The 26,623-nt window shown below is 66.4% G+C and carries 28 protein-coding genes; 7 read left to right on the top strand and 21 right to left on the bottom strand.

What is annotated here, in order from left to right:
* Window positions 1-5: 5 nt before the first annotated feature.
* Window positions 6-515 carry a hypothetical protein gene (locus AC4LGL_RS08460; RefSeq protein ID WP_491838318.1) on the bottom strand — a complete coding sequence of 170 codons (510 nt, stop codon included), beginning with the start codon at window positions 513-515 and terminating at the stop codon, window positions 6-8.
* Between AC4LGL_RS08460 and AC4LGL_RS08465 the strand changes: the two genes are divergently transcribed.
* Window positions 514-915, top strand: coding sequence for a DUF4345 domain-containing protein (locus AC4LGL_RS08465; RefSeq protein ID WP_491838319.1), 402 nt, complete (start codon window positions 514-516; stop codon window positions 913-915). The genes AC4LGL_RS08460 and AC4LGL_RS08465 overlap by 2 nt on opposite strands.
* A 186-nt stretch (window positions 916-1,101) precedes the next feature.
* Here AC4LGL_RS08465 and AC4LGL_RS08470 read toward each other — a convergent pair whose 3' ends face one another.
* Window positions 1,102-2,217 carry an Rv3169 family protein gene (locus tag AC4LGL_RS08470; RefSeq protein ID WP_491838320.1) on the bottom strand — a complete coding sequence of 372 codons (1,116 nt, stop codon included), beginning with the start codon at window positions 2,215-2,217 and terminating at the stop codon, window positions 1,102-1,104.
* Entirely contained in the window at window positions 2,218-3,363 is a 1,146-nt protein-coding gene (locus AC4LGL_RS08475; protein WP_491838321.1) for a phosphotransferase family protein, read from the bottom strand. It lies immediately after the preceding gene.
* Between the two features lie 45 nt (window positions 3,364-3,408).
* Between AC4LGL_RS08475 and AC4LGL_RS08480 the strand changes: the two genes are divergently transcribed.
* The 6 genes from AC4LGL_RS08480 (at window position 3,409) to AC4LGL_RS08505 (ending at window position 8,962) form a co-directional block, all read left to right on the top strand.
* Window positions 3,409-4,017, top strand: coding sequence for a TetR/AcrR family transcriptional regulator (locus tag AC4LGL_RS08480; protein ID WP_064878888.1), 609 nt, complete (start codon window positions 3,409-3,411; stop codon window positions 4,015-4,017).
* Window positions 4,018-4,113: 96 nt separating this feature from the next.
* The gene (locus AC4LGL_RS08485) at window positions 4,114-5,406 is read left to right on the top strand and encodes an MFS transporter (RefSeq protein WP_418022649.1); all 1,293 of its coding nucleotides are present in this window, start codon (window positions 4,114-4,116) and stop codon (window positions 5,404-5,406) included.
* On the top strand, window positions 5,403-6,767 hold the full coding sequence (locus tag AC4LGL_RS08490) for an LLM class flavin-dependent oxidoreductase (RefSeq protein ID WP_491838322.1): 1,365 nt from the start codon (window positions 5,403-5,405) through the stop codon (window positions 6,765-6,767). Before AC4LGL_RS08485 ends, AC4LGL_RS08490 begins: the two co-directional genes overlap by 4 nt.
* Window positions 6,768-6,808: 41 nt before the next feature.
* Window positions 6,809-7,207, top strand: coding sequence for a YybH family protein (locus AC4LGL_RS08495; RefSeq protein WP_491838323.1), 399 nt, complete (start codon window positions 6,809-6,811; stop codon window positions 7,205-7,207).
* A 2-nt stretch (window positions 7,208-7,209) separates the two neighbouring features.
* Window positions 7,210-7,884, top strand: a complete 675-nt coding sequence (locus tag AC4LGL_RS08500; RefSeq protein WP_491838324.1) for a PIG-L deacetylase family protein — start codon at window positions 7,210-7,212, stop codon at window positions 7,882-7,884.
* Window positions 7,885-7,915: 31 nt separating this feature from the next.
* Entirely contained in the window at window positions 7,916-8,962 is a 1,047-nt protein-coding gene (locus AC4LGL_RS08505) for a zinc-dependent alcohol dehydrogenase family protein (protein WP_491838325.1), read from the top strand.
* Here AC4LGL_RS08505 and AC4LGL_RS08510 read toward each other — a convergent pair.
* The 18 genes from AC4LGL_RS08510 to AC4LGL_RS08595 form a co-directional block, all read right to left on the bottom strand.
* Window positions 8,959-9,726 carry an enoyl-CoA hydratase gene (locus AC4LGL_RS08510; protein WP_491838326.1) on the bottom strand — a complete coding sequence of 256 codons (768 nt, stop codon included), beginning with the start codon at window positions 9,724-9,726 and terminating at the stop codon, window positions 8,959-8,961. The two genes, AC4LGL_RS08505 and AC4LGL_RS08510, sit on opposite strands and share 4 nt — an antisense overlap.
* A 33-nt stretch (window positions 9,727-9,759) precedes the next feature.
* The gene (nuoN, locus tag AC4LGL_RS08515; RefSeq protein WP_491838327.1) at window positions 9,760-11,325 is read right to left on the bottom strand and encodes an NADH-quinone oxidoreductase subunit NuoN; all 1,566 of its coding nucleotides are present in this window, start codon (window positions 11,323-11,325) and stop codon (window positions 9,760-9,762) included.
* 2 nt (window positions 11,326-11,327) lie between these two features.
* Complete coding sequence (locus AC4LGL_RS08520; protein ID WP_491838328.1) at window positions 11,328-12,923, bottom strand: NADH-quinone oxidoreductase subunit M; 1,596 nt, start codon at window positions 12,921-12,923, stop codon at window positions 11,328-11,330.
* On the bottom strand, window positions 12,917-14,797 hold the full coding sequence (gene nuoL / locus AC4LGL_RS08525) for an NADH-quinone oxidoreductase subunit L (RefSeq protein ID WP_491838329.1): 1,881 nt from the start codon (window positions 14,795-14,797) through the stop codon (window positions 12,917-12,919). Before nuoL ends, AC4LGL_RS08520 begins: the two co-directional genes overlap by 7 nt.
* Window positions 14,798-14,804: 7 nt before the next feature.
* On the bottom strand, window positions 14,805-15,104 hold the full coding sequence (gene nuoK, locus AC4LGL_RS08530; protein ID WP_064878910.1) for an NADH-quinone oxidoreductase subunit NuoK: 300 nt from the start codon (window positions 15,102-15,104) through the stop codon (window positions 14,805-14,807).
* Window positions 15,105-15,108: 4 nt separating this feature from the next.
* Complete coding sequence (locus tag AC4LGL_RS08535) at window positions 15,109-15,852, bottom strand: NADH-quinone oxidoreductase subunit J (RefSeq protein WP_418022648.1); 744 nt, start codon at window positions 15,850-15,852, stop codon at window positions 15,109-15,111.
* A 14-nt stretch (window positions 15,853-15,866) separates the two neighbouring features.
* Window positions 15,867-16,400 (bottom strand): NADH-quinone oxidoreductase subunit NuoI, encoded by a 534-nt coding sequence (nuoI, locus tag AC4LGL_RS08540; protein ID WP_418020111.1) that lies wholly within the window; start codon window positions 16,398-16,400, stop codon window positions 15,867-15,869.
* Complete coding sequence (gene nuoH, locus AC4LGL_RS08545; RefSeq protein ID WP_418020110.1) at window positions 16,393-17,616, bottom strand: NADH-quinone oxidoreductase subunit NuoH; 1,224 nt, start codon at window positions 17,614-17,616, stop codon at window positions 16,393-16,395. The genes nuoI and nuoH overlap by 8 nt, the downstream gene beginning before the upstream one ends.
* Window positions 17,613-20,000: an NADH-quinone oxidoreductase subunit G gene (locus AC4LGL_RS08550; protein WP_491838330.1), complete on the bottom strand. Its 2,388-nt coding sequence runs from the start codon at window positions 19,998-20,000 to the stop codon at window positions 17,613-17,615. The genes nuoH and AC4LGL_RS08550 overlap by 4 nt, the downstream gene beginning before the upstream one ends.
* A 32-nt stretch (window positions 20,001-20,032) precedes the next feature.
* Entirely contained in the window at window positions 20,033-21,349 is a 1,317-nt protein-coding gene (nuoF, locus tag AC4LGL_RS08555) for an NADH-quinone oxidoreductase subunit NuoF (protein WP_491838331.1), read from the bottom strand.
* Window positions 21,346-22,077, bottom strand: coding sequence for an NADH-quinone oxidoreductase subunit NuoE (nuoE, locus tag AC4LGL_RS08560; protein WP_491838332.1), 732 nt, complete (start codon window positions 22,075-22,077; stop codon window positions 21,346-21,348). Before nuoE ends, nuoF begins: the two co-directional genes overlap by 4 nt.
* Window positions 22,078-22,105: 28 nt before the next feature.
* A complete protein-coding gene (nuoD, locus tag AC4LGL_RS08565; protein ID WP_491838333.1) occupies window positions 22,106-23,410 on the bottom strand; it encodes an NADH dehydrogenase (quinone) subunit D in 1,305 nt (434 codons plus the stop codon).
* Window positions 23,410-24,099, bottom strand: a complete 690-nt coding sequence (locus AC4LGL_RS08570) for an NADH-quinone oxidoreductase subunit C (protein WP_491838334.1) — start codon at window positions 24,097-24,099, stop codon at window positions 23,410-23,412. Before AC4LGL_RS08570 ends, nuoD begins: the two co-directional genes overlap by 1 nt.
* Window positions 24,096-24,650: a NuoB/complex I 20 kDa subunit family protein gene (locus AC4LGL_RS08575; protein ID WP_029106617.1), complete on the bottom strand. Its 555-nt coding sequence runs from the start codon at window positions 24,648-24,650 to the stop codon at window positions 24,096-24,098. The genes AC4LGL_RS08570 and AC4LGL_RS08575 overlap by 4 nt, the downstream gene beginning before the upstream one ends.
* Window positions 24,641-25,009 (bottom strand): NADH-quinone oxidoreductase subunit A, encoded by a 369-nt coding sequence (locus AC4LGL_RS08580; RefSeq protein WP_003881436.1) that lies wholly within the window; start codon window positions 25,007-25,009, stop codon window positions 24,641-24,643. The genes AC4LGL_RS08575 and AC4LGL_RS08580 overlap by 10 nt, the downstream gene beginning before the upstream one ends.
* A gap of 173 nt (window positions 25,010-25,182) precedes the next feature.
* Window positions 25,183-25,581: an Rv3143 family two-component system response regulator gene (locus tag AC4LGL_RS08585; protein WP_491838335.1), complete on the bottom strand. Its 399-nt coding sequence runs from the start codon at window positions 25,579-25,581 to the stop codon at window positions 25,183-25,185.
* Window positions 25,582-25,645: 64 nt separating this feature from the next.
* Window positions 25,646-26,161 carry a YceI family protein gene (locus AC4LGL_RS08590; protein WP_491838336.1) on the bottom strand — a complete coding sequence of 172 codons (516 nt, stop codon included), beginning with the start codon at window positions 26,159-26,161 and terminating at the stop codon, window positions 25,646-25,648.
* Between the two features lie 40 nt (window positions 26,162-26,201).
* The gene (locus AC4LGL_RS08595) at window positions 26,202-26,591 is read right to left on the bottom strand and encodes a nuclear transport factor 2 family protein (RefSeq protein ID WP_491838337.1); all 390 of its coding nucleotides are present in this window, start codon (window positions 26,589-26,591) and stop codon (window positions 26,202-26,204) included.
* Window positions 26,592-26,623 lie beyond the last annotated feature (32 nt).

Raw genomic sequence — 26,623 nt, forward strand, 5'->3', positions numbered from 1 at the left:
CGTCGTCAACAACTGCGTCGCCGACAGCCCGAACGTGGTCTTGAAGGTGTCGGCCAGGTGTGACGGGCTGGCGAACCCGGCATCGGCGGCAGCGGATGAGGGGTATCCGGGGCGGCCAGGTCCAGCCAGCGCCGCGCGGCCTCGTCGTCCTCCGGCATGGCCGTCAGTCTGGTCTCGGCGGCATGGCCTACCCCGATGCCGTCCCGGAACTCGGTGAACTGCTGCCGGCACGACGCGCTGCGTTGCGAGCTGGGATCGAGGTAGCTCGACACCAACCCGCCCTGCATCGAAAGGTGATGGGTGAGCCGGGGCGGGATCAACACGCTGCGTGCGACGGTTGCGCTGCCCTGGAGTGTCACGGTCAGCGGCCCGTCGATGCCGACGGCCAGGCACCACACCGATCCGGAATGCGGCTCAAGGCCGAGTCCCGGCCCGGCGTAGAGCGCCTGCCCCGGCCATAGCCAGACCGTCGGGCAGCAGGTTTGTGGAAGCGCGGGTCCGGGTTCAGGCGGCATGCTGGCCTCCTCATCAATTGATCAGGAGGCTACCGTGGTTATCGCAGTGATCGTCGTGGCCGGGGTGTTCTTCCTCGGCATGGGTGTCTACGCCCTGGCAGCTCCGCAGACGATTCTGCGTCCGTTCGACTACGACCTCAGAACGGCCGCAGCCCGCGCGGAAGTCCGTGGCGTGTATGGCGGTTTCGGTATCGCGATCGCCGCGGTGCTGACCTACGCGGCCGTGACGCCGGGGGAGGTCCGCACCGGGATCCTGATCACCGTCGGCGCCGCGCTGGCCGGGATGGCAGTCGGCCGCGGTGTATCGGCGGTGTTCGACGAACGTACGTCGTTCTACCCCAACTGGTTCTACTGCCTGGTCGAGGCGATCGGCGCGGGCGCGCTGTTCTGGGCTGCGTAGCCGTCCTGCCGAGCTTTCCGCTGCCGCGCTTTCCCGCCGCATTGTCACGCCAGAGTGGCACTCAAGCCCGAGCGTCACGCCAGCGTGACGCCGTGGCATGGGCCCGCGCTGCATTGTCACGCCAGAGTGGCTGCCGGCGGCGGCAGCCACTCTGGCATGACAAACAGCCAGCTGGCGAGTGACAAGCTACGGGGCGACGGTGAGCCAATCGGCGAAGCCGGACGGATCGTGGCGGCCGAGTGCGCCGTGCTCGAACAGGCCCCAACCCTCGACCGGTGCACCGTTGCCTTCGGTGCAGACGGCGCGACCGACGTGGTCGATCACACCGAACGCGGTGCGGCCGACGACGGCCGGATCGGTCATGTCGTAGGTGCGCCGTTCGGTGAACTTCTCGCCCTTCCACACGCCGTGGATCCAGTCGACGTCGCCGCCGTAACCGCCGCCGACGTGGATCGGCACCGGCAGTTTGGATTCCACGTCGAACCGGACGGGCGTGCCGTCGGGCGTGGTGGCCTCGATGGTGGCGCCGGTCGGGATCCGGGTGCCGGAGCGGTAGTGGATCTTCACCCGCGGCCAGCCGAGCTGCTCGACGCGGCCGTCCTTGAAGACCCGGCTGCAGTCGTTGAGCGAGCGGAATCCGCTGGGATCCTCCTGGATGATGAAGACGATCGAGAAGTCGTCGAATGCCATCGGGACGTACAGCCACCACATGCCTTCGAACGGCGGGTCGGCCGGACGCCCCGCAGGCTCGGCCTCACCGACCGGACGGATGCCCCAGGACCGGTCGCGGGAGCCGATCCAGGTCTCCGGGTCGACGTCGATGCGCTGGCCGTCGATCTCCAGATGGCCGCTCCAGGAACCGGTTTGGGCGAAGCGCTGGGCGTCGAGCGTGACCCGGTTTCCCTGACGCATCAGGTGCGGCTGCTCCTGTACCACGTCGAACAGACCGTTCCAGGTGAGATCCGCGGCGACGCCCTCGGTCTCGTCGAGCACGATCCGGATCTTGCGCAGCGGTTCGGTGACCTCGACCCGGTAGCCGAGCACGTGCTGGTTGAGCCGGTCCTGATCGATCGCGTCGGACAGGTGCACGGCGGTCTGCTCGTCCCCGCGCCGTACCAGGAAGTAGGCGTCCTTCACCCCGAGGTTGGGGTAGTAGCCGAGACCGGTGATGACGAAGATGTCACCGGTGCGGTCATGGGCGTTGAAATACGAACGGTCGTAGAAGTTCCGGTCGGACGAGCCGGGCCAGGCGATCGGCTGGGGGACTTGGTGGACGGGGTATTCGTCCATCGGGCCGAGCATTTAGGACTCCTCGATCAGGCGCCGCAGCAACGGCGCGTGGTAGAACATCGTTTCGACATCGTCGGGCTTCTCGGTCTCGCCGAAGTGCACGCGCCGGGCGCCGGTGCGCATGAACACGCAACACCAGATGACGCCCGAATAGATGTAGAACCAGCGCAGGTCGCCGAGTTCTACCCCGGTCAACTCGCGGTAGGTCGCGCGGACATCTTCCTCACGCATTACGTCGGGCAGACCGGGCAATCCGGCCATGCCGGACAGCTCCTGAAACACCATGTGCGCGAAGATGATCCAGGAGACATCGAGCTCGCGGGGGCCGAGGGTCGCCATCTCCCAATCGAGGACGGCAGCAGGGCGGAAGTCGTCGTACAGCACGTTGCCGATACGCGAATCACCCCACGTCAAAACGGTTTCGGACGCCGCGACGTCCTCGGGGAAGTTGTCCTCGAGCCATTTCAGCGCTCGCTCGACGAGTGGTGAGCGGCCGATATCGGGGACCGAGAATTCGTACCAGTCCTTCAGCCAGCCGAAGTGCCGGCGCAGCGGGGTGTCCCCGGGCGGATCGATCTCGGACAGGAACCCGAACCGCTCTGCGGCATCTGGGATCGCATGCAGCTTGGCGAGCACCGCCACGGTGCTGTCCTGCAGTTCGCGCTGGCGTTCGATCGGGGCGTCGGCGAACCAGTTCCCGCCGAAGGTGTAGGGCATGACATCGGGCGGAACCTGGCCGTCGACCCGGTCCATCAGGAAGAACGGCGTGCCCAGCACCTCGCCGGTGGTGTCCATCCAGCGCACGTTGGGGACGGGCACGTCGGTGAGTTCGCCGACCTGCCGCATCACCTCGAACTGGTGGTCCAGCCGGTACGACGAGAACACCGGGACATCGTCCTGGGTGGGGGCGACGCGGGCCACCCACTTTTGCTCCTTCGGCTCGCCGTTCTCCTGCCAGCGTCCGGTCAGCATGATCGTTTCTGAGGACATACCGTTTGAGTCCACACCGCTTTCCACGGTGATTTCGGGGGTGACACCGCCCGGCATCACGGAGGACAGCCATTTCGACAGCACCGAGGGGAGGGTGGTGACGTCGCGGCTGGAGCGTTGCAGGTGGTCGACGTTCTCCACAGGAGCGTCCACGGCCTCGTTTGCCATTCAACTGTTCCTTACGGCCACAATTACGATACTGTTAGTAGCGTTATGAAAGCAGAGCCATCACCGGTTGGCAAGACCGCCGGAGCGGGGCGTCCCCGTGACCCGCGCATCGACGCTGCCATATTGCAGGCCACCGTGGACCTGCTTGTCGAAATCGGTTACGCGAACCTGACGATGGCCGCGGTCGCCGAGCGCGCGCAGACCACGAAAACCGCGCTGTACCGCCGGTGGTCGAGCAAGGCCGAGTTGGTCCACGAGGCGGTGTTCCCCGCGACCGCGTCAGGTCTGACCGCGCCGGCCGGTGACATCGCCGCCGACATTCGGGCGATGATCGGCGCCGCCCGCGATGTGTTCACCAGCCCGGTCATGCGTGCGGCCTTGCCCGGACTGGTCGCGGACGTCGTCGCCGACACCGACCTGAACTCCCGCGTGATGCAGAGGTTCGCCGGGACCTTCGTCACCGTGCGAGCCCGGATCGTCGACGGCATCGTGCGGGGTGAGGTCCAACCAGATGTCGACCCCGACCGCCTGGTGGAGCTCATCGGCGGCTCGACCATGCTGCGGATGCTGCTGTGGCCGGAACGTGAACTCGACGACGAGTGGGTGGCGCAGACGGCGGCCATCCTGGTGCACGGGGCGACCGTCAAACCATGACGCCCGACGCCTTTACGTCACACTGAGGACAAATCTTCCGGGCGCTCCCGACGCCGCATAACCTGCGGCCACGTGACTGTTACCGACCCACGTTCACTGGCCACCGCCAAGCCGAGTGCGCGCACCGTCGCGTTGGGCAGTGCGGTCGGCACCACGATCGAGTGGTACGACTTCTACCTGTACGCCACGGCTGCGGCCCTGGTCTTCAAACCGCTGTTCTTCCCGAATATTTCGTCGACCGCAGGCACACTGGCCGCGTTCGCGACCTATGCCGCGGGGTTCGGGGCCCGGCCCCTGGGCGCCCTGATATCAGGCCACTACGGCGATCGTCTGGGCCGCAAATCGGTTCTGGTAGCGGCACTCGTCGGCATGGGCCTCAGTACCTTCGCGATCGGACTCCTGCCGACCTACGCCCAGGTCGGGCTGATCGCGCCCGTGCTGCTGGTATTCCTGCGGTTGCTCCAGGGTCTGGCGGTGGGTGCCGAATGGGGTGGTGCGGCATTACTTTCGGTGGAACACGCGCCGGCCGGTCGACGCGGTCTGTTCGGCAGCTTCACCCAATTGGGTTCGCCGGCGGGCATGTTGTTGTCGACGGCGGTCTTCTACCTCACCAGGACAATCGCCGGGCCCGACACCTTCCTGGCCTATGGTTGGCGAATCCCCTTCCTGCTCAGTGCCGTTCTGGTCGTCGTCGGTCTGGTGATCCGGCTGAGGCTTACCGATGCCGAGGTGTTCACCCAGGTCCGGGATCGCGGCGAGGTGGCGCGGCTGCCGGTGCTGGAGGTATTGCGCACGCAGCCGCGCAATGTGTTGATCACCACGGCACTGCGGTTCTCGCAGATCGCCCTGTTTGTCCTGTTGACCACGTATTCATTGACATACCTGCAGGATTCGTCGTCAGCGGGCAGTCAGGTCGGGTTGACAGCCGTCTTGATCGCGTCTGCCGTCGGCCTGATCAGCACGCCCGCGTGGGCCGTGCTGTCCGACCGGGTCGGTAGGCGTCCTCCGTATCTGTTCGGTGCGGTGGCCGGAGTATTGGCCCTGATCCTGTTCTTCGTCGCCGCCGGAACCGGATCGCACATCGCGATCGTGTTGTCGATCGTGTTCGGCGTCAACGTCGCCCATGACGCCATGTACGGTCCACAGGCCGCCTGGTTCGGGGAACTGTTCGACACACGGCTGCGCTACAGCGGTGCTTCGCTGGGTTATCAGATCGGTGCGGTGCTCTCGGGAGGCTTCGCACCGCTGATCGCCGCGGCCCTGCTGGTCGCCGGCGGCGGCAGCCCCTGGCTGATCGTGGGGTATTTCGCGGTGCTGACGGCGATCACCTTCACCGCCGCCTATTTCGCGCGGGAAACACATCTGGACGAGATCGGGGATGCATCATGACCAGGATCTACCTCAACGCCTTCGACATGGCCTGTGTCGGACACCAGTCCCCGGGGTTGTGGCGTCATCCCGAAGATCGGGGCTACCGGTACCGCGAACTCGGGTACTGGACGGAGCTGGCCCGCACGCTGGAGGCCGGTGGCTTCGACGCGCTGTTTCTCGCAGACGTGCTCGGCGTCTACGACGTCTACGGCGGTTCACGGGATGCGGCGGTGGCCGATGCCGCACAGGTTCCCGTCAACGACCCGACGCTGGCGGTTTCGGCCATGGCAGCGGTCACCGAAACCCTGGGATTCGGTGTCACGGCGTCGTTGACCTATGAGCAGCCCTACGCCTTGGCACGTCGTTTCTCCACCCTGGATCACCTGACGGGCGGTCGGGTGGCCTGGAACATCGTCACCTCCTATCTCGACAGTGCCGCACGCAATCTGGGACTGGACACCCAGATCCCACACGACGAGCGGTACGACATCGCCGAGGAGTACCTCGAGGTCTGCTACAAGCTGTGGGAGGCATCGTGGGAACCCGGCGCCGTCGTCCGTGACCGGGAACGGGGCGTGTTCACCGACCCAGCGAAAGTCCATGACATCGAGCACAAGGGTCGCTACTTCAGCGTCCCAGGGCCGTTCCTGTGCGAACCGTCTCCGCAGCGCACCCCTGTGCTGTTTCAGGCGGGTGCCTCGCCGCGAGGGGTCCGGTTCGCCGCGGCGCATGCCGAGGCGGTGTTCGTTTCCGGCCCGACGCCCGAGATTGTCGCCGAGCCGGTCAAGGCGCTGCGCGCCGCTGCAGCTGAGCACGGACGAGATCCCCGGTCCATCAAGGTTTTCACGATGCTGACCCCGATCGTCGCAGAGACCCATGAGGCGGCCGTGGCCAAGCTGGACGACTACCGGCAGTACGTCAGCGCGGACGGTGCGCTGGCGCTGTTCGGCGGCTGGACCGGGGTCGATCTGGCCGAGCTCGGTGCCGACGAACCGCTGAGATACGTGCAGACCGAGGCCAATCGTTCGGCGCTGGCATCGTTTACCACGCCGGACCGGAACTGGACGGCGGGGGAGTTGGCCGACGAGGTCGGTCTGGGCGGGCGTGGGCCGGTGGTGGTGGGCTCAGCGACGGAGGTCGCCGACGAACTCGAACGCTGGGCCGACGAGGCCGACGTCGACGGGTTCAACCTGGCCTATGTCACCACACCGGGCACCTTCGTCGACTTCGCCCGCCATGTCGTGCCCGAACTGCGTCGTCGCGGCAGGGTGCCCGACCACGGTGAGCGGGTGACACTCCGTGAGCATCTGGGAGGGGCCGGACCGTTGCTCTCGCCTGACCATCCCGGCGCCGCCCACCGGCCGCCGTACTGGGCCTGAGGCATTGACATGAACCACGGTTGAGGTCCGACACTGGTGGAATGAATCTGAAGGACCGACAGGACATCAGGGCCGTCATCGCCGCCACCACCGACCTGTGGGTAGCGCACGACATGGATGGCTGGGGCCGGTACTTCACCGAGGACGCCGACTTCGTCGCGCACAGCGGATTGTGGTGGACTTCGCGTCAAGACAATGTCGAAGGGCACCGCGATGTTCCGGAATCCGTTGTCCGGCAGAAGCACAACTACACGCAGCGGGTCGAGGCCATCGATGAGATCGCACCGGGGGTGGCGCTGGTGCACACCCGTTGGGACTGGCCCGACCACGTCCAGCCGGACGCGAAGGCGCAGGACCGCAGCGGCATCATCAGCTACGTCCTCGTCGAGAACGACGAACGCTGGCTGATCCGTTCCGCCCACAACACCCGGGTGAGTTAGCGATGGCCGTGCAACCGTTTCCCGCCGATTGGCAAACCGCGCTGGTGTTGGTGGCGCACCCGGACGATCCCGAGTACGGCGTCGGGGCTGCCGTCGCGAAGTGGACCGACGAGGGTAAGTCCGTGAAGTACGCGCTGGCCTCGCGTGGTGAGGTCGGCATCGCCGGTATGCCGCCCGAACAGGCCGGGCCGTTGCGGGAGGGGGAGCAGCGGCGGTCGGCGGCCATCGTCGGGGTTGATGACGTGTCGTTCTGGGACTTTCCGGACAGCAATATCCGCGACACCCCTGAACTGCGGGCGAAGATCGCCGAGACCATCGAGGCAGTGAGCCCCGACGTCGTCGTCACCCTCTACAGCGGGCCGAGCTGGGCGCCCGGCGCACCCAATCAGCGTGACCACATCGAATTCGCCCACGCCGTCGCGGCGGCGTACGACAGCCTGGCCGACCCGCCGGCCTGGCTCTTCGAGAACGGGCCGGACCCGTCGCACTGCGAGGTCGTCGACGACTATACCGATGTGGCAGTGAGTTCTCTTGCCGCCCATGAGGTTTACCTGTCGGTGCTCGACCCGCAGACTCCCGTCGTCGAGCAGGCCCGACAACAGGTCGAGATGTCGACGCCCGCCCTGCCGGGATTCGGCGGGCGCACCGTCGGCTTCATTCTGACGCGGCATCGCTGAACCGGGCAGGAGTCGGCCTACCATCGCAACTGTGCGTGCAGTGGTCTATTCCGAGGTGGGTGGGCGGCCCGTCGTGGTCGACATGGCCGACCCTGAATGTCCCGACGACGGGGTGGTCGTCGAGGTGGCGGCCACCGGCGTGTGCCGGTCCGACTGGCACGCCTGGCGGGGACACGATCCGGTGGCCTTGCCGATCATTCCCGGACACGAATTCGCCGGGACCGTCGTGGCGGTGGGCGCCGAGGTAGCGGGCTGGCAGATGGGCGATCGGGTGACCGCGCCGTTCGTCCTGGGTTGCGGTCACTGCGAGTTCTGCGTGTCCGGCAATGCCCAGGTGTGCCCCGACCAGCTCCAGCCGGGGTTCACTCTGCCCGGCTCCTTCGCGCAGCGGGTCGCGGTCCCGCGGGCGCAAGCCAACCTTGTCCGTCTGCCCGACGCGGTCTCGTTCGTGGCGGCGGCCTCGCTGGGGTGCCGATTCGCGACCTCGTACCGAGCCCTGGTCACCCGCGGTGAGGTGCAGCCCGGGCAGTGGGTCGCGGTTCACGGGTGCGGCGGGGTAGGCCTGTCGGCGGTGATGATCGCGAAAGCGTTCGGCGCCAAGGTCGTTGCCGTGGACCGCAGCGCCGAGGCGCTCGACGTCGCGAGCCGTCTCGGAGCCGATGAGCTGATCAATGCCACCGAGATCCCCGACACCGCAGCGGACGTGGTGAAACGGACCGGCGGCGGTGCACACATCGGGGTCGACGCGATCGGGCATCCGGCGGTCGCGGCGGCCTCCGTGTCCTCGTTGCGGCGGCGCGGTCGGCACATCCAGGTCGGGCTCCTGCTGGGTGATGCGGCACAGACCGCGCTTCCGATGGACCGGGTGATCGCCCAGGAACTCGCGATCCTCGGGTCGCACGGCATGGCTGCCGTCGACTACCCGGCGATGCTGGGTCTCCTCGCGTCCGGCGCACTGCAACCGGAGTTGCTGGTTACCCGGCGTGTGGGACTCGAGCAGGCGGGCGCGGCGATGGCCGCCATGGACACGCCCACCGGGCCGGGGATGACGATCATCGAGCCGGCCTCGACGGGCTAGCTGTCGATCTGACCCCGGTTACGTTGGGCCACCGCCTGATAGCGGTCACCCAGACCGTCGAAATCCCGGGCCTGCGCGCCGGCGATCTCCTGCTCGGCGGCGAGTGCGGGACCGACGATCGGCCGGCTGCCGCGGGTGTAGATCTCTTTGAGACCGGCCATGGTCGGTCCCGGCACCTCGGCGATCTGACCGGCCAGTTCCAGTGCCCGCTCCAACAGCCGCTCGTGCGGAACCACCTCGGTGACCAGGCCGAGGTGTTCGGCGCGGGCGGCATCGATGACCTCCCCGGTCATCGACAGCCGGCGCGCCATTGCCGCACCCACCACGTGAGGCAGTCGTGCGGTCATCCCGCCGCCGGGCAGGATGCCGACCCGGGCGTGGGTGTCGGCGAACACCGCCCGCTCGGAGGCGATCAGGAAGTCGCAGCCCAGAACCATCTCCAGCCCGCCGGTGAACGTCGCTCCGTTGATCGCCCCGATGATCGGGGTGCGCAACTCGCCGGTCTTGGTGATGCAGTTGTGCGACCGGAACTTCTCGAAGTAGTCCATGCCGAGCGTCTGGGCCTCTTTGAGGTCGACGCCGGCGCAGAACGCCGGGTCGGTCCCGGTGAGCACGATCGTCCGTACGGCCGGGTCGGTATCGGCGTCGTCCAGGGCGCCGTACAGCTCCTCGATGAGCTCGCGTCCCAGCGCGTTCCGCGACTGGGGACGATTCAGAGTGAGGACCCGGATGGCGCCGTGGTCAGTGGTCAGGACCGTCGTCATGAGTCGAATGTAGCGACTGCTCGAGGCAGGAACTCACCGCAGGAAGGTCTCGGCATTGTTGGCCAGGTCCAGCAGCGGCTGCGGCAGGGCGCCGAGCGCGAAGGTGACGGCCGCGGTGACGGTGATGACGGCGGTGGTGAGTCCACTCGGAACCACGACTTCGGGTGCCTCCTCGGGCGGGTCGGTGAAGAACATCAGCACGATCACCCGCACGTAGAAATAGGCCGCCACGGCACTGGCGATGACGCCGATGATGACCAGCGGGATGGCCCCGCCTTCACCGGCGGCCTTGAACACCGCGAACTTGCTGACGAATCCGCTGGTCAGCGGAATTCCGGCGAACGCCAGCAGGAACAGCGAAAACACCACGCCGACAATGGGATATCGCCGGCCCAGGCCGGCCCACTGCGCCATCGAGGTCTCCTCCTCGTCGGCGGCGTTGCGAACCAGGCCGACGACCGCGAACGCGCCCAGTGTGCTGAATCCGTAGGTGAACAGGTAGAACAGCGTGGAGGACACTCCGGCGGGGTTGGCGGCGATCACGCCGGTGAGGATGAAACCCGAGTGGGCCACCGCCGAGTAGGCGAGCATGCGTTTCACGTCCGTCTGGGTGACGGCGGTGATGGTGCCGACCACCATGGTCAGGATCGCGATCGCCCACAGCACGGGCCGCCAGTCGTCGCGCAACTGCGGCAGCGCCACGTAGAAGATGCGCAGCATGGCGCCGAACGCAGCGATCTTGGTCCCCGCGGCCATGAACGCGGTGATCGCGGTCGGGGCGCCCTGGTACACGTCGGGAATCCACGAATGGAACGGAACGGCACCGACTTTGAACAACACCCCGACCAGCAAGAGGGCAACACCGATCAGTGCCAACGGAGTGTTGGGTGCCTTGGTGCCCACGGCCGTGGCGATTCCGGCCAGATCGAGGGTACCGGCGTAGCCGTACAGCATGGCCGCGCCGTACAGGAAGAAGGCCGACGAGAAGGCGCCCAGCAGAAAGTATTTCATCGACGCTTCCTGCGACAGCAACCGCCGGTGTCGGGCCAGCCCGCACAGCAGGTACAGCGGAAGCGAAAGGACTTCCAGCGCGATGAACATGGTCAGCAGATCATCGGCGGCCGGGAACAGGAGCATGCCGCCGATGGCGAACATGGTCAACGGGAAGACCTCGGTCTGCATCACCCCGGCTTTGGTGGCCATCTTCTCGGCCACGCTTCCCGGCACCGCGGAGGCCTGAGGCGTGAAGCCGTCCAGACCGGCGACGCCGTCTTGCGTGGCAGTTCTGGGCTGCCGTTCGGCGATCAGCAGGATCCCCAGTGCGCCGACGACGGCGATGGTGCCCTGCAGGAACAGTGCGGGTGCATCGAGGACCACCGAGCCCAGCACCGCGGGTCGGCCGGGGGTGCCGTGAAGGTCCCGGGCCACCAGGACGACGGCCACGACGGCGGCGAGCAATCCGCCCAGTGCAAGGACGACCTGTACCCGGTAGCGGGCCGATCGGGGCAGGAAAGCCTCGACCAGCACACCGGCCACCCCCACCCCGAACACGATCAGCATGGGGGAGAGCAGGCCGTATTCGATGCTCGGCGTCACCATGATCAGCGGACCCCCTCTGCGATCTTGGGCAACATCTGCGGCGGCGGATCGTTCTGTCCGATGGTGGTCAACGTGTGCTGGACGGCCGGATTGATCACGTCCAGAGCGGGTTTGGGATAGATGCCCAACACCAGCAGCAGCGCGATCAGGGGGACCACCACGGCGAGCTCGCGAGGAACCAGGTCCCGAATCCGGTGTGCGTCGCCCGAGAGCCCTTCGGGGACCGGACCGGTCATCATCCGTTGGTACATCCACAGGATGTACACGGCGGACAGCACCAGGGCGGTGGCGGCGAACACCGCGACCACCGGGTAGCGAGTGAATGTGCCGATGAGAACCAGGAATTCACTGATGAACGGCGCCAGGCCCGGCAAGGACAACGTGGCCAGGCCCGCCACCAGGAACGTTCCGGCAAGGACCGGTGCCACCTTCTGCACGCCGCCGTAGGAATCGATCAACCGGGAGCCACGGCGCGAGACCAGGAATCCGGCGATCAGGAACAGTGCGGCCGTGGAGATCCCATGGTTGATCATGTAGAGGGCCGACCCGGCCTGACCCTGACTGGTCATCACGAAGATGCCGAGGATGATGAAACCGAAATGCGAGATCGAGGTGTAGGCGATCAACCGCATCACATCGGTCTGGCCGATCGCCAGGACGGCGCCGTAGACGATGCCGATCACCGCGAGAGTGATGACCAGGGGCCGGAAATACGTTGACGCATCGGGGAACAGCGGTAGGCAGTAGCGCAGCATGCCGAACGTGCCGACCTTGTCCATGATGGCCATCATCAGCACCGCGCTGGCCGGGGTGGCCTGAACCGCGGCATCGGGCAGCCAGCGGTGGAACGGCCACAACGGTGCCTTGACCGCGAATGCGAACATGAAACCCAGGAACAGGAAGTTCGCCACCGCGGGGTTGATCACGAGTTCGCCGGACGAGACCGCGGCGACGATCGCGCGGAAGTCGAACGTGCCCGAATCGAAGGCATCGCTGCCCGCGGTGACCACGTAGAGCCCGATCACCGCGGCCAGCATGACCAGGCCGCCGAACAGGTTGTACAGCAGGAACTTCACTGCTGCTTTGGAAGCTTGAGCTCGGTTTCCTCCGAACCCACCGATCAGGAAATACATCGGGATCAGCATGGCTTCGAAGAACACGTAGAACAGCAGGATGTCCAGCGCCACCAGGGACATGAACACCATGCCCTCGACGGCCAGCGTCAGTGCCAGGTAGGCCTGCACGCCCCGGCCGCCCAGCCCGGTCTGGTGGGTGGCGTCATTCCAGCCGGCGACGATGAGCAGCGGCAGCAGCACCGCGGTCAGGACCACCAGGGCCAGGGCGATTCCGTCGACCCCGAGGATGTAGCCGGTGCCGAATGACGGGATCCAGCGGTGTGATTCGACGAACTGATACTGCTCACCGGTGGGATCGAAGCCGACGGCGAGCACGGCGGCCAGACCGAGCGCGGCCAGCGAGACCACCAGCGCGAGCCATTTGGCCAGTGCCCGCTGCGCTGCGGGCAGCAGCATCACCACGGCGGCTCCCACCGTCGGGGTAACCCACAACGCCGTCAGCCACGGAAATGCGCTCACCACAGTCGCACCGCCAGGATCGTCGCCACCACCAGGGCCGCTCCGCCCAACATGGAGAGCGCATAGGAGCGGGCGAAGCCGGTCTGCAACTGGCGCAACCCATCCGATGTTCGGCTGACCAGCGCGGCCAGGCCGCCCGCGGTGCCGTCGACCACCTTGTCATCGACGGTCACCAGGGCTGCGGTCAACGTCTGGCCACCTCGCATGAACACCGCCTCGTTGAATGCGTCGCCGTACAGGTCGCGCCGAGCCGCCACCGTCAGCGCCGAGCCGTCGGGCACCTCGGCCGGAACCGGTCGCTGTGCATACATCCGGTAGGCCACCGCGATGCCGAGTGCGACGACCACAAGCACCACCACGGTGACCACCCACGCGGGCATCGCGTGGTGTGCCTCGTGAGCGCCGACCACCGGCTCTAGCCAGTGCGACAGCGTGCCGCCGATCGCCAGCGCGCCGCCGGAGACCACCGAGCCGACCGCGAGCAGGATCATCGGCCAGGTCATCACGGCAGGGGCCTCGTGTGGGTGAACCCCGTCGTCCCAACGCTTTTCACCGAAGAACGTCATCAGCATCACCCGGGTCATGTAGAACGCGGTGATCCCGGCGCCCAGGATGGCCGCGCCGCCGAGGATCACGCCGCGGACGCCGCCGGCGCCCAGCGCCGCCTCGATGATGCTGTCTTTGGAGAAGAAGCCGGCCAGCGGTGGGACCCCGATGATGGCCAGGTAGCCGAGTCCGAACGTGGCGAACGTGATCGGCAGGACCTTGCGCAGCCCGCCGTAGCGACGCATGTTCACCTCGTCGTCCATCGCGTGCATCACCGACCCCGCCCCGAGGAACAGACCGGCCTTGAAGAATCCGTGCGTGAGCAGGTGCATGATCGCGAACGCGTACCCGGCGGGCCCGAGTCCGGCGGCCAGCACCATGTAGCCGATCTGGCTCATGGTCGACGCGGCGAGCGCCTTCTTGATGTCGTCCTTGGCGCAGCCGATGATCGCGCCGAACAGCAGCGTGACCGCGCCGACGAAGACCACGCCGGTCTGAGCCCCCGGCGCCAGGTCGAAGATCGGGCCCGACCGCACGATGAGGTAGACGCCGGCGGTCACCATCGTCGCGGCGTGGATCAGCGCCGACACCGGGGTCGGGCCCTCCATCGCGTCGCCGAGCCACGACTGCAGCGGCACCTGGGCAGATTTGCCGCATGCACCCAACAACAGGAGTAGGCCGATCGCGGTCAGGGTGGCTTCGCCCATTGCCGGTGCGGCGCTGAAAACCCCGGCGAACGAGATGGACCCCACGGCGGCGAACATGATCATCAGCGCGATCGCCAGTCCCATGTCGCCGACTCGGTTGACGACGAATGCCTTCTTGGCTGCGGCGGCCGCCGAGGGTTTGTGCGACCAGAAGCCGATGAGCAGATATGAGGCCAGGCCCACGCCTTCCCACCCGGCATACAGGCCCAGGTAGTTGTCCGCGAGTACGAGCAGCAGCATCGCCGCGAGGAACAGGTTGAGGTAGGCGAAAAACCTTCTCCGGTCGGGATCCTCAGCCATGTAACCGATCGAATAGATGTGGATCAGCGAGCCCACACCGGTGATCAGCAGCACGAAGCACACCGACAACTGGTCCAGCTGCAGCCCGAAATCCACCTGCAGTCCGGCCACCGGCACCCAGGAGAACAGGGACTCCGCGACTGCCCGGCCCTCGTCGGAGCGGCCCAGCATCTGGGTGAACTGCACCGCTCCGACGGCGAAGGCGCTCAGCGCGGTCGCGCAACCCAGCAGATGCCCCCACCGGTCAGACCGTCGGCCGCTCAACAGCAGCACCGCTGCTCCGGCGGCGGGGAGTGCGATCAGAAGCCACACAGGTAGTGTCATGTCGCCCTTAGTGCTTCAGCAGGCTGGCGTCGTCGACCGAGGCCGAATGGCGGGTACGGAAGATGGTCATGATGATGGCCAGGCCGATCACCACCTCGCAGGCGGCCACCACCATGGTGAAGAACGCCACCACCTGACCATCGAGATGACCGTGCATGCGGGAGAACGCCACGAACGCGAGATTGGCGGCGTTGAGCATGAGCTCGACGCACATGAACATCACGATGGCGTTGCGCCGCAACAGCACTCCCGAAGCGCCGATGGTGAACAGCAGCGCCGACAGGTAGAGATAGTTGTCCGGATTCATCGCATCACCCCTCCCCGTTGGCCGAGTTACTGATCGAGCGCTGCGGCAGGATGGCGCTGACCGACAACGCCGCGTCGGAGCCATCTGGCAGCCGGGCCGGTACGTCGACGGCGTTATGCCGTGCATACACACCGGGATTGGGCAACGGCGTCGGATGGCCGCCGCCCTGGAACCTTTCGACAGCCAGTTCACGCTGGGTTTTGCGGCGCTCGAAGCGCTCCCGGTGGGCCAGCACCATCGCGCCGAGTGCGGCGGTGATGAGCAGCGTGCTGGTCAGCTCGAATGCCCACAGGTACCGCGTGAAGATCAGGGCCGCCAGTCCTTCCACGTTGCCACCGCTGTTGGCCTGGGCCAGCCCGGTGAACCCGCTGACAGACACGCTGCCGATCCCGGCGATCAACAGGATGCCGAACCCGGTGCCCGCCGCGAGTGCCGCAATACGTTGGCCGCGTATCGTTTCGGCGAATGATTCGGCCAGGTCCACACCGATGAGCATCAGCACGAACAGGAACAGCATCATCACCGCGCCGGTGTAGACCACCACCTGCACCACGCCGAGGAACAAAGCGTCCTGGGCGATGTAGAGCACCGCCAGCGCGATCATGGTGCAGGCCAGAAATACCGCGGAGTACACCGCTTTCGGTGCGGCGACCACGCCGATGGCGCCGAGCACCGCGACCGTCCCGAGGATCCAGAACAGCACGGCTTCCGTTGTCGACGTCCGCACAGAATGTTCAGCGGCGAGCATCAGGACGTCGGGGTTCACCGAGCGTCCTGGGAAAGCGGGGTGATCCGGCCGAGGTAGTAGTCGTCGTCGGTACTGCCCGGCGCCATGTCATGGGGTGGCGCCTGCATCCCGGGTTGCATCGGGGCCAGCAGCTTGTCCTTGCCCCAGATCAGATCGGCCCGGTTGTCGTCGGCCATCTCGTATTGGTTGGTCATCGTCAACGCCCGGGTCGGGCAGGCCTCGATGCACAATCCGCACCCGATGCAGCGCAGATAGTTGATCTGATACACCCGGCCGTAGCGTTCGCCCGGCGAGAAGCGTTCGTCGGCAGTGTTGTCGGCGCCTTCGACGAAGATGGCGTCTGCCGGGCAGGCCCAGGCACATAATTCGCAGCCGATGCACTTCTCCAGGCCGTCGGCGTAGCGGTTGAGTTGATGACGGCCGTGATAGCGCGGCGCGACCGGTCCCGGCTTCTCCGGATACCCTTCGGTGATCGGCTTTTTGAACATCGATCCGAAGGTGACCGCGAATCCGGCCAGGGCATCGAGGAACTTGGGCTTCTTAGGCATCGATGGCCTCCTTTCCAGCATTCGGCAGCGGAGGTACCGGATAGGCACCGGCGCTCTGCTGCGGTATCGGCTGAACAGTTTTGCCCCGCAGTGCTTTCCACAGTGCGGCGGCCAGGACCGCCACCACCACGACCGCGGTGGTCACCAGGCCGGTGGCCCAGTTGTGGTAACCATGCTCACGCAGGCTATGGGTGACGGCGACGACCATGATCCAGACCAGCGAGACCGGGATGAGCACCTTCCAGCCCAATGCCATGAACTGGTCGTAGCGCAACCGGGGCAGGGTGGCCCGAAGCCAGAAGTACAAGAACATGAAGGTCCACACCTTGGCGGTGAACCACAGCAGCGGCCACCAACCACTGTTGGCGCCGTCGATCAGGTTGAACGGGAACGGCGCGTGCCAGCCGCCGAGGAACATCGTGGTGGCCAGGGCCGACACCGTGGTCATGTTCACGTACTCGGCGAGCATGAACATGGCGAACTTCAACGACGAGTACTCGGTGTGGAACCCGCCGACCAGTTCGCCCTCGGCCTCGGGCAGATCGAAAGGCGCCCGGTTGGTTTCACCCACCATCGACGTCACGTACACCACGAACGAGGGCAGCAGCAGGAACACATACCAGGTGCGGTCCTGGGCCGCCACGATGCCCGAGGTGGACATGGTGCCCGCGTAGAGGAACACCGCGGCGAACGACAGGGCCATCGCGACCTCGTAGGAGATCACCTGGGCACTGGAACGCAGACCGCCCAGCAGGGGATACGTGGACCCCGACGCCCAGCCGGCCAACACGATGCCGTACACCCCGATCGAGGTGACAGCCAGGATGTAGAGCACCGCCACGGGCAGATCGGTCAACTGCAGCGCCGTGCGGTGGCCGAACACCGAAACCTCGCCACCCATCGGGATCACCGCGAACGCCAAGAACGCCGGGATCACCGAGATTATCGGGGCCAGGAGGTAGATGGGCTTGTCGATACCCGCCGGAGTGAGGCCCTCTTTGAGAGCGAGTTTCACGCCGTCGGCCAGCGACTGCAGCAGACCCCAGGGCCCCACGCGGTTGGGGCCTGGCCGCATCTGCATGCGGCCCAGTACCTTCCGTTCGATGAGGATCGCCGCCAGCACGGTCAGCAGCAGGAAGACGAACACCCCGAGTGCCTTGGCCAGGATCAGCCACCACGGGTCGTGACCGAACAGGGTGGGGTCGGGGTAGGTCATGAGGCGGCCTGCCCGATCGAGACCAGGGCACCCGCGGTCACTCCGAGTTGACGATGGATCGCCGATCCCGGGGAATTGGTGGGCAGCCACACCACCTGGTCGGGCATCTCGGTGACCGACAGCGGCAAGGTGACCGATCCGCGTTCGGTGCTCACGGTCACCGGATCTCCCGCTGCCACACCGAGTTCAGTGGCCGTGCCGGGAGAGAGCCGCACCACCGGGCTGACAGCGGTGCCAGCCAGATAGGGTTCACCGTCCTGCAGGCGTCCGGCGTCGAGCAGCAGACGCCAGCTGGCCAGCACCGCCTGGCCGGGTCCGGGGGCCCGACGTGGCTCGGGTGTCGCTGACGGCTGTGCGGCGCGGGGTCCGGTCCAGGTGCCGAGCCGGGCCAGCTCGTCGTCCGCGGCGTCGGGGCCGGTCAGCCCGAGGTCGACGCCGATCTCGTCGGCGAGGTAGTGCAGCACCCGCAGGTCGGGAATCGCGTTCGTCTGCAATGCCGGCTTGAACGGGCGAATCCGGCCTTCCCAGTTGAGGTATGCGCCGCCCTTCTCCACCACCGGCGCGACGGGGAACACCACATCGGCCAGTTCGGTGACCTCGCTCTCGCGCAGTTCGAGACTCACCACGAACGGGGTGGCGCGCAGTGCCTCCAGCGCGATGGCCGGATCGGGCAGATCGGTGACTTCGACGCCGCCGACCAGAAGTGCGGCGAGTTCTCCGTCGGCCGCCGCGGCCAGGATGGCGTTCGTGTCACGCCCGGAGTGACCGGGCAGGTCGGCGGTGTTCCACACCGTGGCCGTCTGGGCCCGTGCGTCGGCGTCGGTGACGGGGCGGCCGCCGGGCAGCAGGTTCGGCAGGGCACCCGCCTCCACGGCGCCGCGCTCTCCGGCCCGGCGGGGGACCCACGCCAGCCGGGCTCCGGTCGCCATGGCCAGGCGCTGCGCGGCCGACAGTGCACCGGGTGAGGTGGCCAGTCGCTCACCGACCAGGATCACCGAGCCGGGGCCTCGCAGCCGCTCATCGGTCTCCAGTGCGGCCAGTGCATCCGCCTCGGCCCCGGGGACCGTGGGGATCAGCGTGCCCGCCATCTTGGTGAGCCCCCGGCTGGTGAACGGTGCCACCGAGAGCACCTGCTGGCCGTGCTTGCGGGCGGCCTTGCGCAGTCGCAGGAAGACGATCGGTGATTCCTCTTCGGGCTCCAACCCGACCAGCAGCACGGTCGGTGCCTTTTCCAGTTCGGCATAACGCAATGTCATCGGTTGTCCGGCGATGCGGGCGGCCAGGAAATCGGCCTCCTCGCCGGAGTGCGGCCGGGCGCGGAAGTCGATGTCATTGGTGCCCAGCACCATTCGGGCGAACTTAGAGTAGGCATAGGCGTCCTGTACGGTGCACCGCCCGCCCACCAGCACACCGGTGCTCGACGCGGCGGCCAGCAGGCCCGCGCCGGCCACGGTCAGCGCTTCTGACCACGATGCCGGGCGCAACGCGCCGTCCTCCCGGATCAACGGCGTGGTGATCCGATCTCCGATCGTGGCATAGGTGAAGGCCCACCGGCCCTTGTCGCAGTTCCACTCCTCGTTGACCTCGGGATCGTCGCCGGCCAGGCGCCGCATGACTTTCCCGCGGCGGTGATCGGTGCGCTGGGCGCATCCCGAGGCGCAGTGCTCGCAGACGCTGGGGCTGGACACCAGGTCGAAGGGACGGGCCCGGAAGCGGTAGGCCGTCCCGGTCAGCGCCCCCACCGGGCAGATCTGCACGGTATTGCCGGAGAAGTAGGACTGGAACGGCTCGCCCGGGGCGATGCCCACCTGTTGCAGCGCACCGCGTTCCAACAGTTCGATGAACGGGTCGCCGGCGATCTGTGCGGAGAACCGGGTGCAGCGGGCGCACAGCACGCACCGTTCGCGATCCAGGAGCACTTGCGCGGAGATACTGATCGGCTTCGGAAAGGTCCGCTTGACGTCCTCGAACCGGGTTTCCGGGCGGCCGTTGGACATTGCCTGGTTCTGCAGGGGGCATTCACCGCCCTTGTCGCAGATCGGGCAGTCCAGCGGGTGGTTGATCAACAGCAGTTCCATCACACCGCGCTGAGCCTTGTCGGCCGCTTCGGAGCTGAACTGGGTGTGCACCACCATGTCCGGGCTGACCGTGGTGGTACACGAGGCCATCGGCTTGCGCTGGCCCTCGACCTCGACCAGGCACTGCCGGCAGGCCCCCACCGGATCGAGCAGCGGGTGATCGCAGAACCGCGGGATCTGGACGCCCATCAGTTCGGCGGCGCGGATCACCAACGTGCCCTTGGGGACACTGATCTGTTCACCGTCGATGGTGAGCGACACCATCTCCACGGGCGGGGTGTCCTTGGTCGGCTCGGCCAGCGTCATGCACGGCCTCCTCTGCTCGCGGTGAGAAACATTCAGGCACCCGCCCCTTCGGTCGCCATCAGCGTCGAGGCGTGCGGATCGAACGGACAGCCCCCGTCCAGATGCGCCTCGTACTCGTCACGGAAGTATTTGATCGAGGACATGATCGGGCTTGCCGCACCATCACCCAACGCGCAGAACGACTTTCCGAAGATGCCGTCGGCGATGTCGAGCAGCTTGTCGATATCGGCCCGAGTGCCCGCACCGGTTTCCAGCCGGGCGTAGATCTGGGCCAGCCAGTAGGTGCCTTCGCGGCACGGCGTGCACTTACCGCAGGACTCGTGCGCGTAGAACTGTGTCCAGCGTCGTACCGCCCGGACCACACAGGTGGTCTCGTCGAAGATCTGCAGCGCCTTGGTGCCCAGCATGGATCCGACCGAGGCCATGCCCTCGTAATCGAGGGGCACATCGATGTGTTCGGTCGTCAGCAGCGGTGTCGACGAGCCGCCCGGAGTCCAGAATTTCAGGGTGTGCCCATCACGGACGCCGCCGGCGTAGTCGAGCAGTTCGCGCAGGGTGATGCCCAGCGGCGCCTCGTACTGGCCGGGCCGGTTGACGTGGCCCGACAGCGAATACAGCGTGAAGCCAGGGGATTTCTCCGATCCCATCGACCGGAACCAATCCACGCCGTTGACCAGGATCGGAGGAACGCTGGCGATGGACTCGACATTGTTGACGACGGTGGGGCATGCGTAGAGACCGGCGACCGCGGGAAACGGTGGGCGTAGTCGTGGTTGGCCGCGGCGGCCTTCCAGGGAGTCCAGCAGGGCGGTTTCCTCGCCGCAGATGTAGGCACCGGCGCCGGCGTGCACGGTCAGTTCCAGGTCGAATCCGGAGCCGAGGATGTCGGTGCCCAGATATCCCGCCGCATACGCCTCGGCTACTGCGGCCTGCAACCGGCGCAACACCGGCACCACCTCGCCGCGGACATAGATGAACGCGTGACGGGCCCGGATCGCGTATGCCGCGATGATGATGCCCTCGATCAGGAAGTGCGGCGTGGTCAGCAGGAGCGGAATATCTTTGCACGTACCGGGTTCCGATTCGTCGGCGTTGACGACGAGGTAGTGCGGTTTGGCCCCGGCGCCGTCATCGCCCTGCGGGATGAACGACCACTTGGTTCCGGTCGGGAATCCCGCGCCGCCACGCCCGCGCAGCCCGGAATCCTTGACCAGTGCAATCACATCGTCCGGCCCCATGGCCAGGGCGCGCTGCAGCCCGCGGTAACCGTCATGGCGGAGGTAGGTGTCCAGCGTCCATGGTTCTGGTTCATCCCAGTATCGGCTCAGCACCGGGGTCAGCGCAGTCACGAGATCGAACCTCCCGCTTCGGGAGTGGCCATGTCGCGTTTCCGGGCTTCGCGCAGGCCGGCCAGCGTTGCTGTGCCGGGGGCGGCTCCCGGGGTGTTCGGGTTGGTCAGACCGGCCAGGGTGCGGGCGGTTTCCCGGAAGGTGCACAGTGGTGCACCGCGGGTCGGGGCCGGCGGGGTCCCGCCGCGCAGGCCGTCGACGAGATCCCGCGCCGACGACGGGGTCTGGTTGTCGTAGAACTCCCAGTTGACCATCACCACCGGCGCGTAATCGCACGCAGCATTGCACTCTATGTGTTCGAGCGTGACCCGGCGATCGGCCGTCGTGTCCCCGGCATGGATGCCGAGATGATCTTGCAGCGCATCGAGGATCGCGTCGCCGCCCATGATCGCGCACAGCGTGTTGGTGCACACCCCGACGAGGTAGTCGCCCGTCGGGGTGCGCCGGTACATCGAGTAGAACGTGGCCACCGCGGCCACCTCGGCATCGGTCAGGCCCAACAGCGTGGCACAGAAACCGATTCCAGCTGGAGTCAGGCAACCATCCTCGGCCTGCACCAGATGCAGCAATGACAACAGAGCGGAGCGGGCTTCGGGATATCGGGCGATGATCTGCTCGGCGTCGGCGGTGAGCCGCGCCGTCACCTCATCCGGATATGCCGCGGGCCCGTTGATCGGCGGGCCCGCTTCATCGGGGCGCTGCCCCAGTTCAAGAAAGACGTCGCTCATCCGTGCTGTCTCCTCTTCGCGCAAGCGCTCATCGGTCCACACCGCCCATGACCGGATCAATCGACGCCACCGCAGCGATCGCATCGGCGACCATCCCGCCCTCGCACATCGCCGCCACCGCTTGCAGATTCGTGAACGAGGGGTCGCGGTAGTGCACCCGGTACGGCCGGGTGCCACCGTCGGACACCATGTGCACTCCGAGCTCGCCGCGCGGGGACTCGACCGCGACATAGACCTGCCCGGCCGGTACCCGGATACCCTCGGTGACGAGCTTGAAGTGATGGATCAGCCCCTCCATCGAGTGGCCCATGATCTTGGCGATGTGCTCGGGGGAGTTGCCCAGTCCGTCCGGGCCGACCTTGAGATCGGCGGGCCAGGCCAGTTTCTTGTCGTCGATCATCACGGGACCGTCGCCCATCTTCTCGAGCCGGTCCACACACTGTTCGACGATCTTGAGCGACTCCCGCATCTCCTTGACCCGGATGATGTACCGGCCGTAGGAATCACAGCGGTCATCGGTGATGACGTCGAATTCGTAGTTCTCGTATCCGCAGTACGGCTGCGCGCGGCGCAGATCGTGGGGAAGCCCGGTGGAGCGCAACACCGGACCGGTGATCCCCAGTGCGATGCACCCGGTCAGGTCGAGGTAGCCGACGCCGACGGTGCGGGCCTTCCAGATGTAGTTCTCGTTGAGCAGATCCTCCAGGTCCTGCAAGCGGTTCGGTAACAGGTCGAGCAACGCCCTGACCTCACCGAGCGCGCCGTCGGGCAGATCGGCAGCCAGCCCGCCCGGACGGATGTAGGCATGGTTCATCCGCAGCCCGGTGATCGACTCGAACACGCGCAGAATCTCTTCGCGTTCCCGGAACCCGTAGAACATCGCGCTCATCGCGCCGAGTTCCATACCGCCGGTGGCCAGGGCCACCAGATGCGATGTGATCCGGTTGAGTTCCATCAGCATCACCCGGATCACGCTGGCGCGCTCGGGGATAGCGTCGGTGACGCCGAGCAGCTTCTCCACGCCCAGGCAGTACGCGGTCTCGTTGAAGAACGGCGAGAGGTAGTCCATCCGGGTGACGAAGGTGACGCCCTGCGTCCAGTTGCGGTATTCCAGGTTCTTCTCGATGCCGGTATGCAGATAGCCGATGCCGCAACGGGCTTCGGTGATGATCTCGCCCTCGATCTCCAGGATCAGCCGCAGCACACCGTGGGTCGACGGATGCTGGGGACCCATGTTCACCACGATGCGTTCACCGGCATGCTCACGGGCCGCCGCCACGACGTCGTCCCAGTCCTGACCGCCGACCACCACGACGGGGGATTCGGTACTCATCAGTTGTAGGACCTCCGCTGATCGGGCGGCGGGATCTGCGCGCCGTGGTATTCGACCGGAATTCCGCCCAGCGGATAGTCCTTGCGCTGAGGGTGGCCGACCCAGTCGTCGGGCATCTCGATGCGGGTCAGGGCCGGGTGACCGTCGAACACGATGCCGAAGAAGTCGTAGGTCTCGCGTTCGTGCCAGTCGGTGGTCGGATAGATGGTGAACAGCGACGGCACGTGCGGATCGGCATCGGGCGCTGCGACTTCCAACCGAATCCGGCGGTTGTGGGTGATCGACATCAGCGGGTAGACGGCGTGTAGCTCACGGTCGGTGTCGTCGGGGTAGTGCACGCCGCTCACGCCCAGGCACAGCTCGAACCGCAATTGGGGATCGTCGCGCAGCACACTGGCCACCGCGGGCAGCTGGACCCGGCTGACCTCCAGGGTGAGCTCATCACGATGCACCACCACGCGTTCGATCGACACCGCATAGCGTTCCTCACCGAGGATCTCGGCGAGCCGGTCCACGACCTCGTCGAAGTACTGGCCGTAGGGCCGCGGGGAGCTGCCGGGTAGTTCCACCGATCGCACGAGCCGGCCGTAGCCTGACGTGTCGCCCGTGCCCGAGGCGCCGAACATGCCTCGACGCGTCCCTATCACCTCGGGTGTGTCGCCTGGGCCGCTACCGTTGGCTGTGCTCACCGCAACAGTCCCTTGAGCTCGATGGTCGGTGTGACGGCCAACGCTGCCTTCTCGGCCTCTCGGATGGCCTCCTCGCGGTTGACGCCGAGCGGCATCTGCTGAATCTTGTCGTGCAACTTGAGGATTGCGTGCAGGAGCATCTCCGGCCGCGGAGGGCAGCCGGGCAGGTAGATATCCACCGGCACCACGTGATCGACGCCCTGTACCACCGCGTAGTTGTTGAACATGCCGCCGGAGGAAGCGCAAACCCCCATGGCCAGCACCCATTTCGGCTCGGCCATCTGGTCGTAGATCTGGCGCAGTACGGGTGCCATCTTCTGGCTGACCCGGCCCGCCACGATCATCAGGTCGGCCTGCCGCGGTGTCGCCGAGAACCGCTCCATCCCGAACCGGGCGATGTCGAAACGCGGCCCGGCTGTGGACATCATCTCGATTGCGCAGCAGGCCAGACCGAAGGTGGCCGGCCACAACGACCCCTTACGTACGTAACCCGCGACGGCCTCCACCGTCGACAGCAGGATTCCACCGGGCAGACGCTCCTCTAATCCCAATTCAGGCCTCCTCGCCGCCAGACATAGGCGTAAGCCACGAACACCGTGAGCATGAACAGCAACATCTCCACCAGTGCAAACAGCCCGAGACTGTCGAAGGCCACGGCCCACGGGTAGAGGAAGACGATCTCGATGTCGAACACGATGAACAACATCGCCGTGAGGTAGTACCGGATCGGCATGCGCTGCCCGGTCACCCCTGCGGCCCCGGGTTGCATCGGTTCGATACCGCATTCGTAGGCCTCAAGTTTGGATCGGTTGTAGCGGCGCGGACCGATCACGAGCGCGATTCCCACGGAAACCACGGCGAACGCGGCCGCGATCGCTCCGAGAACCAGGATGGGCGTGTATAAATTCATGCCACTTATCGCTCCCTCGGGTGGGCTGTCGATGTGAGCTAACCCACAGCCTAGCGAGGTTTGCGGCCTGTGCCACACATTTTGGTTAGTATCGTTTCATATCGGGGCAGCGTGTCGCTGCGGCCGCAGCCATGCCGCGAAAGTCAACGGCAACAGGGCAATTCGCGGAAAAGTTACCGGACCGGAGCGCGCAGCAACGACACCACCGCATCGCCCAACCGAATCGGATCGATCGGGTGAGGGACGGCCGCTTCGGCCTGTGACCAGCTAGCCAGCCAGGCGTCGTCGGGTCGTCCGGTCAACACCAGGACCGGTGGGCAATCTGAGACCTCGTCCTTGAGCTGTTTGGCCACTCCCATGCCGCCGGCCGGCGTGGCCTCCCCGTCGAGGATGGCCAGGTCGATGCCGCCGGCGTCCATCTGGGCGACCACCATCGGTGCGGTGGCAATCTCGACGTATTCCAGTTCGGGCAGTTCGGGGTGCACGCGTTTGCCCAGTGCGAGTCGTACCTGTTCGCGGATGCGCGGGTTGTCGCTGTACACCAGGATGCGCAGCGGCGCGGGGCCGGCCATGCTGCCGATGCTACTGCGCGCGGTGCCGTAGGCCGGTCAACTCAGCGAATTCTGTTGCAGGGCATCAAACTCGGGTGAACACGAGTTCACCCGACAGGTTTGTCGTCGGACCCACCATCCCGAGCATGTCGCCCGACACGCCGAAGTCGTCTCGTTGGACCTCGCACTGACCTGACAACCGCAGCGCGCCGTCGTCGAGCGCCTGCACATCGACGGGCAATTCGATGGGCTTCGACACTCCGCGGACGGTCAGGACCGCCGTCAGCCGCACCCGGTCGTCGGATGGCTCCAAACCTGTCACCTGCACCGTGATCTCCGGATGACCCTCGACATCGAAGAAATCTGCAGACCGCAGATGGTTGTCCCGCTTCCCGATGCCGGTGCGCACAGACGCCGCTTCGATCACCACCTGGCCGTTCACCCCGGCACCGGCGGTGCCCTCACCATGGAATTCGGTGAACTGCCCGGTGACGGTGGCCAGGCCCCACATCGTCTTGTTCCTGAATGTCACCTTGGAGCGGTCCGGGACGAGGATCCAGTTTCCTGCGCTGACGGTGAGGATGTCGCTGGTCGTAGCCATGAGACCTCCATTTTCGCTCGGATCGGGTAAGCGGCTCGGGTCAGGCGAACAAGGGTGCGATGTCCTTCGGATCGAAGTATTCATCGATGCGGTCGATGAGACCGTCGGTACCCACTTTGATCACGATGCACACCCGCAATGCGATCAACGTCCCGTCAGGCGCGGCGGCGTGCAAGACGTGCTGCTGGACGAATCCGCCGTCGAAGAACTGTCGATCGAGCACCTCGTAGCGCCGCTCGCTGGTCGCGTTGATGAACCAGTCGATGACCTTCAATGCGCGGATGCGGTCGTTGTCCTTGGCGTCACCGGCGTGCCATACCGCCACATCGTCGGCCCACAGCTGGGCCACTGCGGCCTTGTCGCCGCGCTCGATCGCATCGAACAAGCGGTGCGCGACGCCGTCGACGACTTCGACTTCGGTAGGGGACATCATCGGCTCCTCGGGTAGGGCTTGACCTCAAC

The organism is Mycolicibacterium arcueilense (genome assembly GCF_058536225.1).

Excerpts from the sequence above, each read along its gene's own strand:
- AC4LGL_RS08465 (WP_491838319.1), top strand. The coding sequence starts at position 514 with ATGCTGGCCTCCTCATCAATTGATCAGGAGGCTACCGTGGTTATCGCA.
- AC4LGL_RS08460 (WP_491838318.1), bottom strand. The coding sequence starts at position 515 with ATGCCGCCTGAACCCGGACCCGCGCTTCCACAAACCTGCTGCCCGACG.
- AC4LGL_RS08470 (WP_491838320.1), bottom strand. The coding sequence starts at position 2,217 with ATGCTCGGCCCGATGGACGAATACCCCGTCCACCAAGTCCCCCAGCCG.
- AC4LGL_RS08475 (WP_491838321.1), bottom strand. The coding sequence starts at position 3,363 with ATGGCAAACGAGGCCGTGGACGCTCCTGTGGAGAACGTCGACCACCTG.
- AC4LGL_RS08480 (WP_064878888.1), top strand. The coding sequence starts at position 3,409 with ATGAAAGCAGAGCCATCACCGGTTGGCAAGACCGCCGGAGCGGGGCGT.
- AC4LGL_RS08490 (WP_491838322.1), top strand. The coding sequence starts at position 5,403 with ATGACCAGGATCTACCTCAACGCCTTCGACATGGCCTGTGTCGGACAC.
- AC4LGL_RS08495 (WP_491838323.1), top strand. The coding sequence starts at position 6,809 with ATGAATCTGAAGGACCGACAGGACATCAGGGCCGTCATCGCCGCCACC.
- AC4LGL_RS08500 (WP_491838324.1), top strand. The coding sequence starts at position 7,210 with ATGGCCGTGCAACCGTTTCCCGCCGATTGGCAAACCGCGCTGGTGTTG.
- AC4LGL_RS08510 (WP_491838326.1), bottom strand. The coding sequence starts at position 9,726 with ATGACGACGGTCCTGACCACTGACCACGGCGCCATCCGGGTCCTCACT.
- nuoN (WP_491838327.1), bottom strand. The coding sequence starts at position 11,325 with ATGGTGACGCCGAGCATCGAATACGGCCTGCTCTCCCCCATGCTGATC.
- nuoL (WP_491838329.1), bottom strand. The coding sequence starts at position 14,797 with ATGACACTACCTGTGTGGCTTCTGATCGCACTCCCCGCCGCCGGAGCA.
- nuoK (WP_064878910.1), bottom strand. The coding sequence starts at position 15,104 with ATGAATCCGGACAACTATCTCTACCTGTCGGCGCTGCTGTTCACCATC.
- AC4LGL_RS08535 (WP_418022648.1), bottom strand. The coding sequence starts at position 15,852 with ATGCTCGCCGCTGAACATTCTGTGCGGACGTCGACAACGGAAGCCGTG.
- nuoI (WP_418020111.1), bottom strand. The coding sequence starts at position 16,400 with ATGCCTAAGAAGCCCAAGTTCCTCGATGCCCTGGCCGGATTCGCGGTC.
- nuoH (WP_418020110.1), bottom strand. The coding sequence starts at position 17,616 with ATGACCTACCCCGACCCCACCCTGTTCGGTCACGACCCGTGGTGGCTG.
- AC4LGL_RS08550 (WP_491838330.1), bottom strand. The coding sequence starts at position 20,000 with ATGACGCTGGCCGAGCCGACCAAGGACACCCCGCCCGTGGAGATGGTG.
- nuoE (WP_491838332.1), bottom strand. The coding sequence starts at position 22,077 with ATGAGCGACGTCTTTCTTGAACTGGGGCAGCGCCCCGATGAAGCGGGC.
- nuoD (WP_491838333.1), bottom strand. The coding sequence starts at position 23,410 with ATGAGTACCGAATCCCCCGTCGTGGTGGTCGGCGGTCAGGACTGGGAC.
- AC4LGL_RS08580 (WP_003881436.1), bottom strand. The coding sequence starts at position 25,009 with ATGAATTTATACACGCCCATCCTGGTTCTCGGAGCGATCGCGGCCGCG.
- AC4LGL_RS08585 (WP_491838335.1), bottom strand. The coding sequence starts at position 25,581 with ATGGCCGGCCCCGCGCCGCTGCGCATCCTGGTGTACAGCGACAACCCG.
- AC4LGL_RS08590 (WP_491838336.1), bottom strand. The coding sequence starts at position 26,161 with ATGGCTACGACCAGCGACATCCTCACCGTCAGCGCAGGAAACTGGATC.
- AC4LGL_RS08595 (WP_491838337.1), bottom strand. The coding sequence starts at position 26,591 with ATGTCCCCTACCGAAGTCGAAGTCGTCGACGGCGTCGCGCACCGCTTG.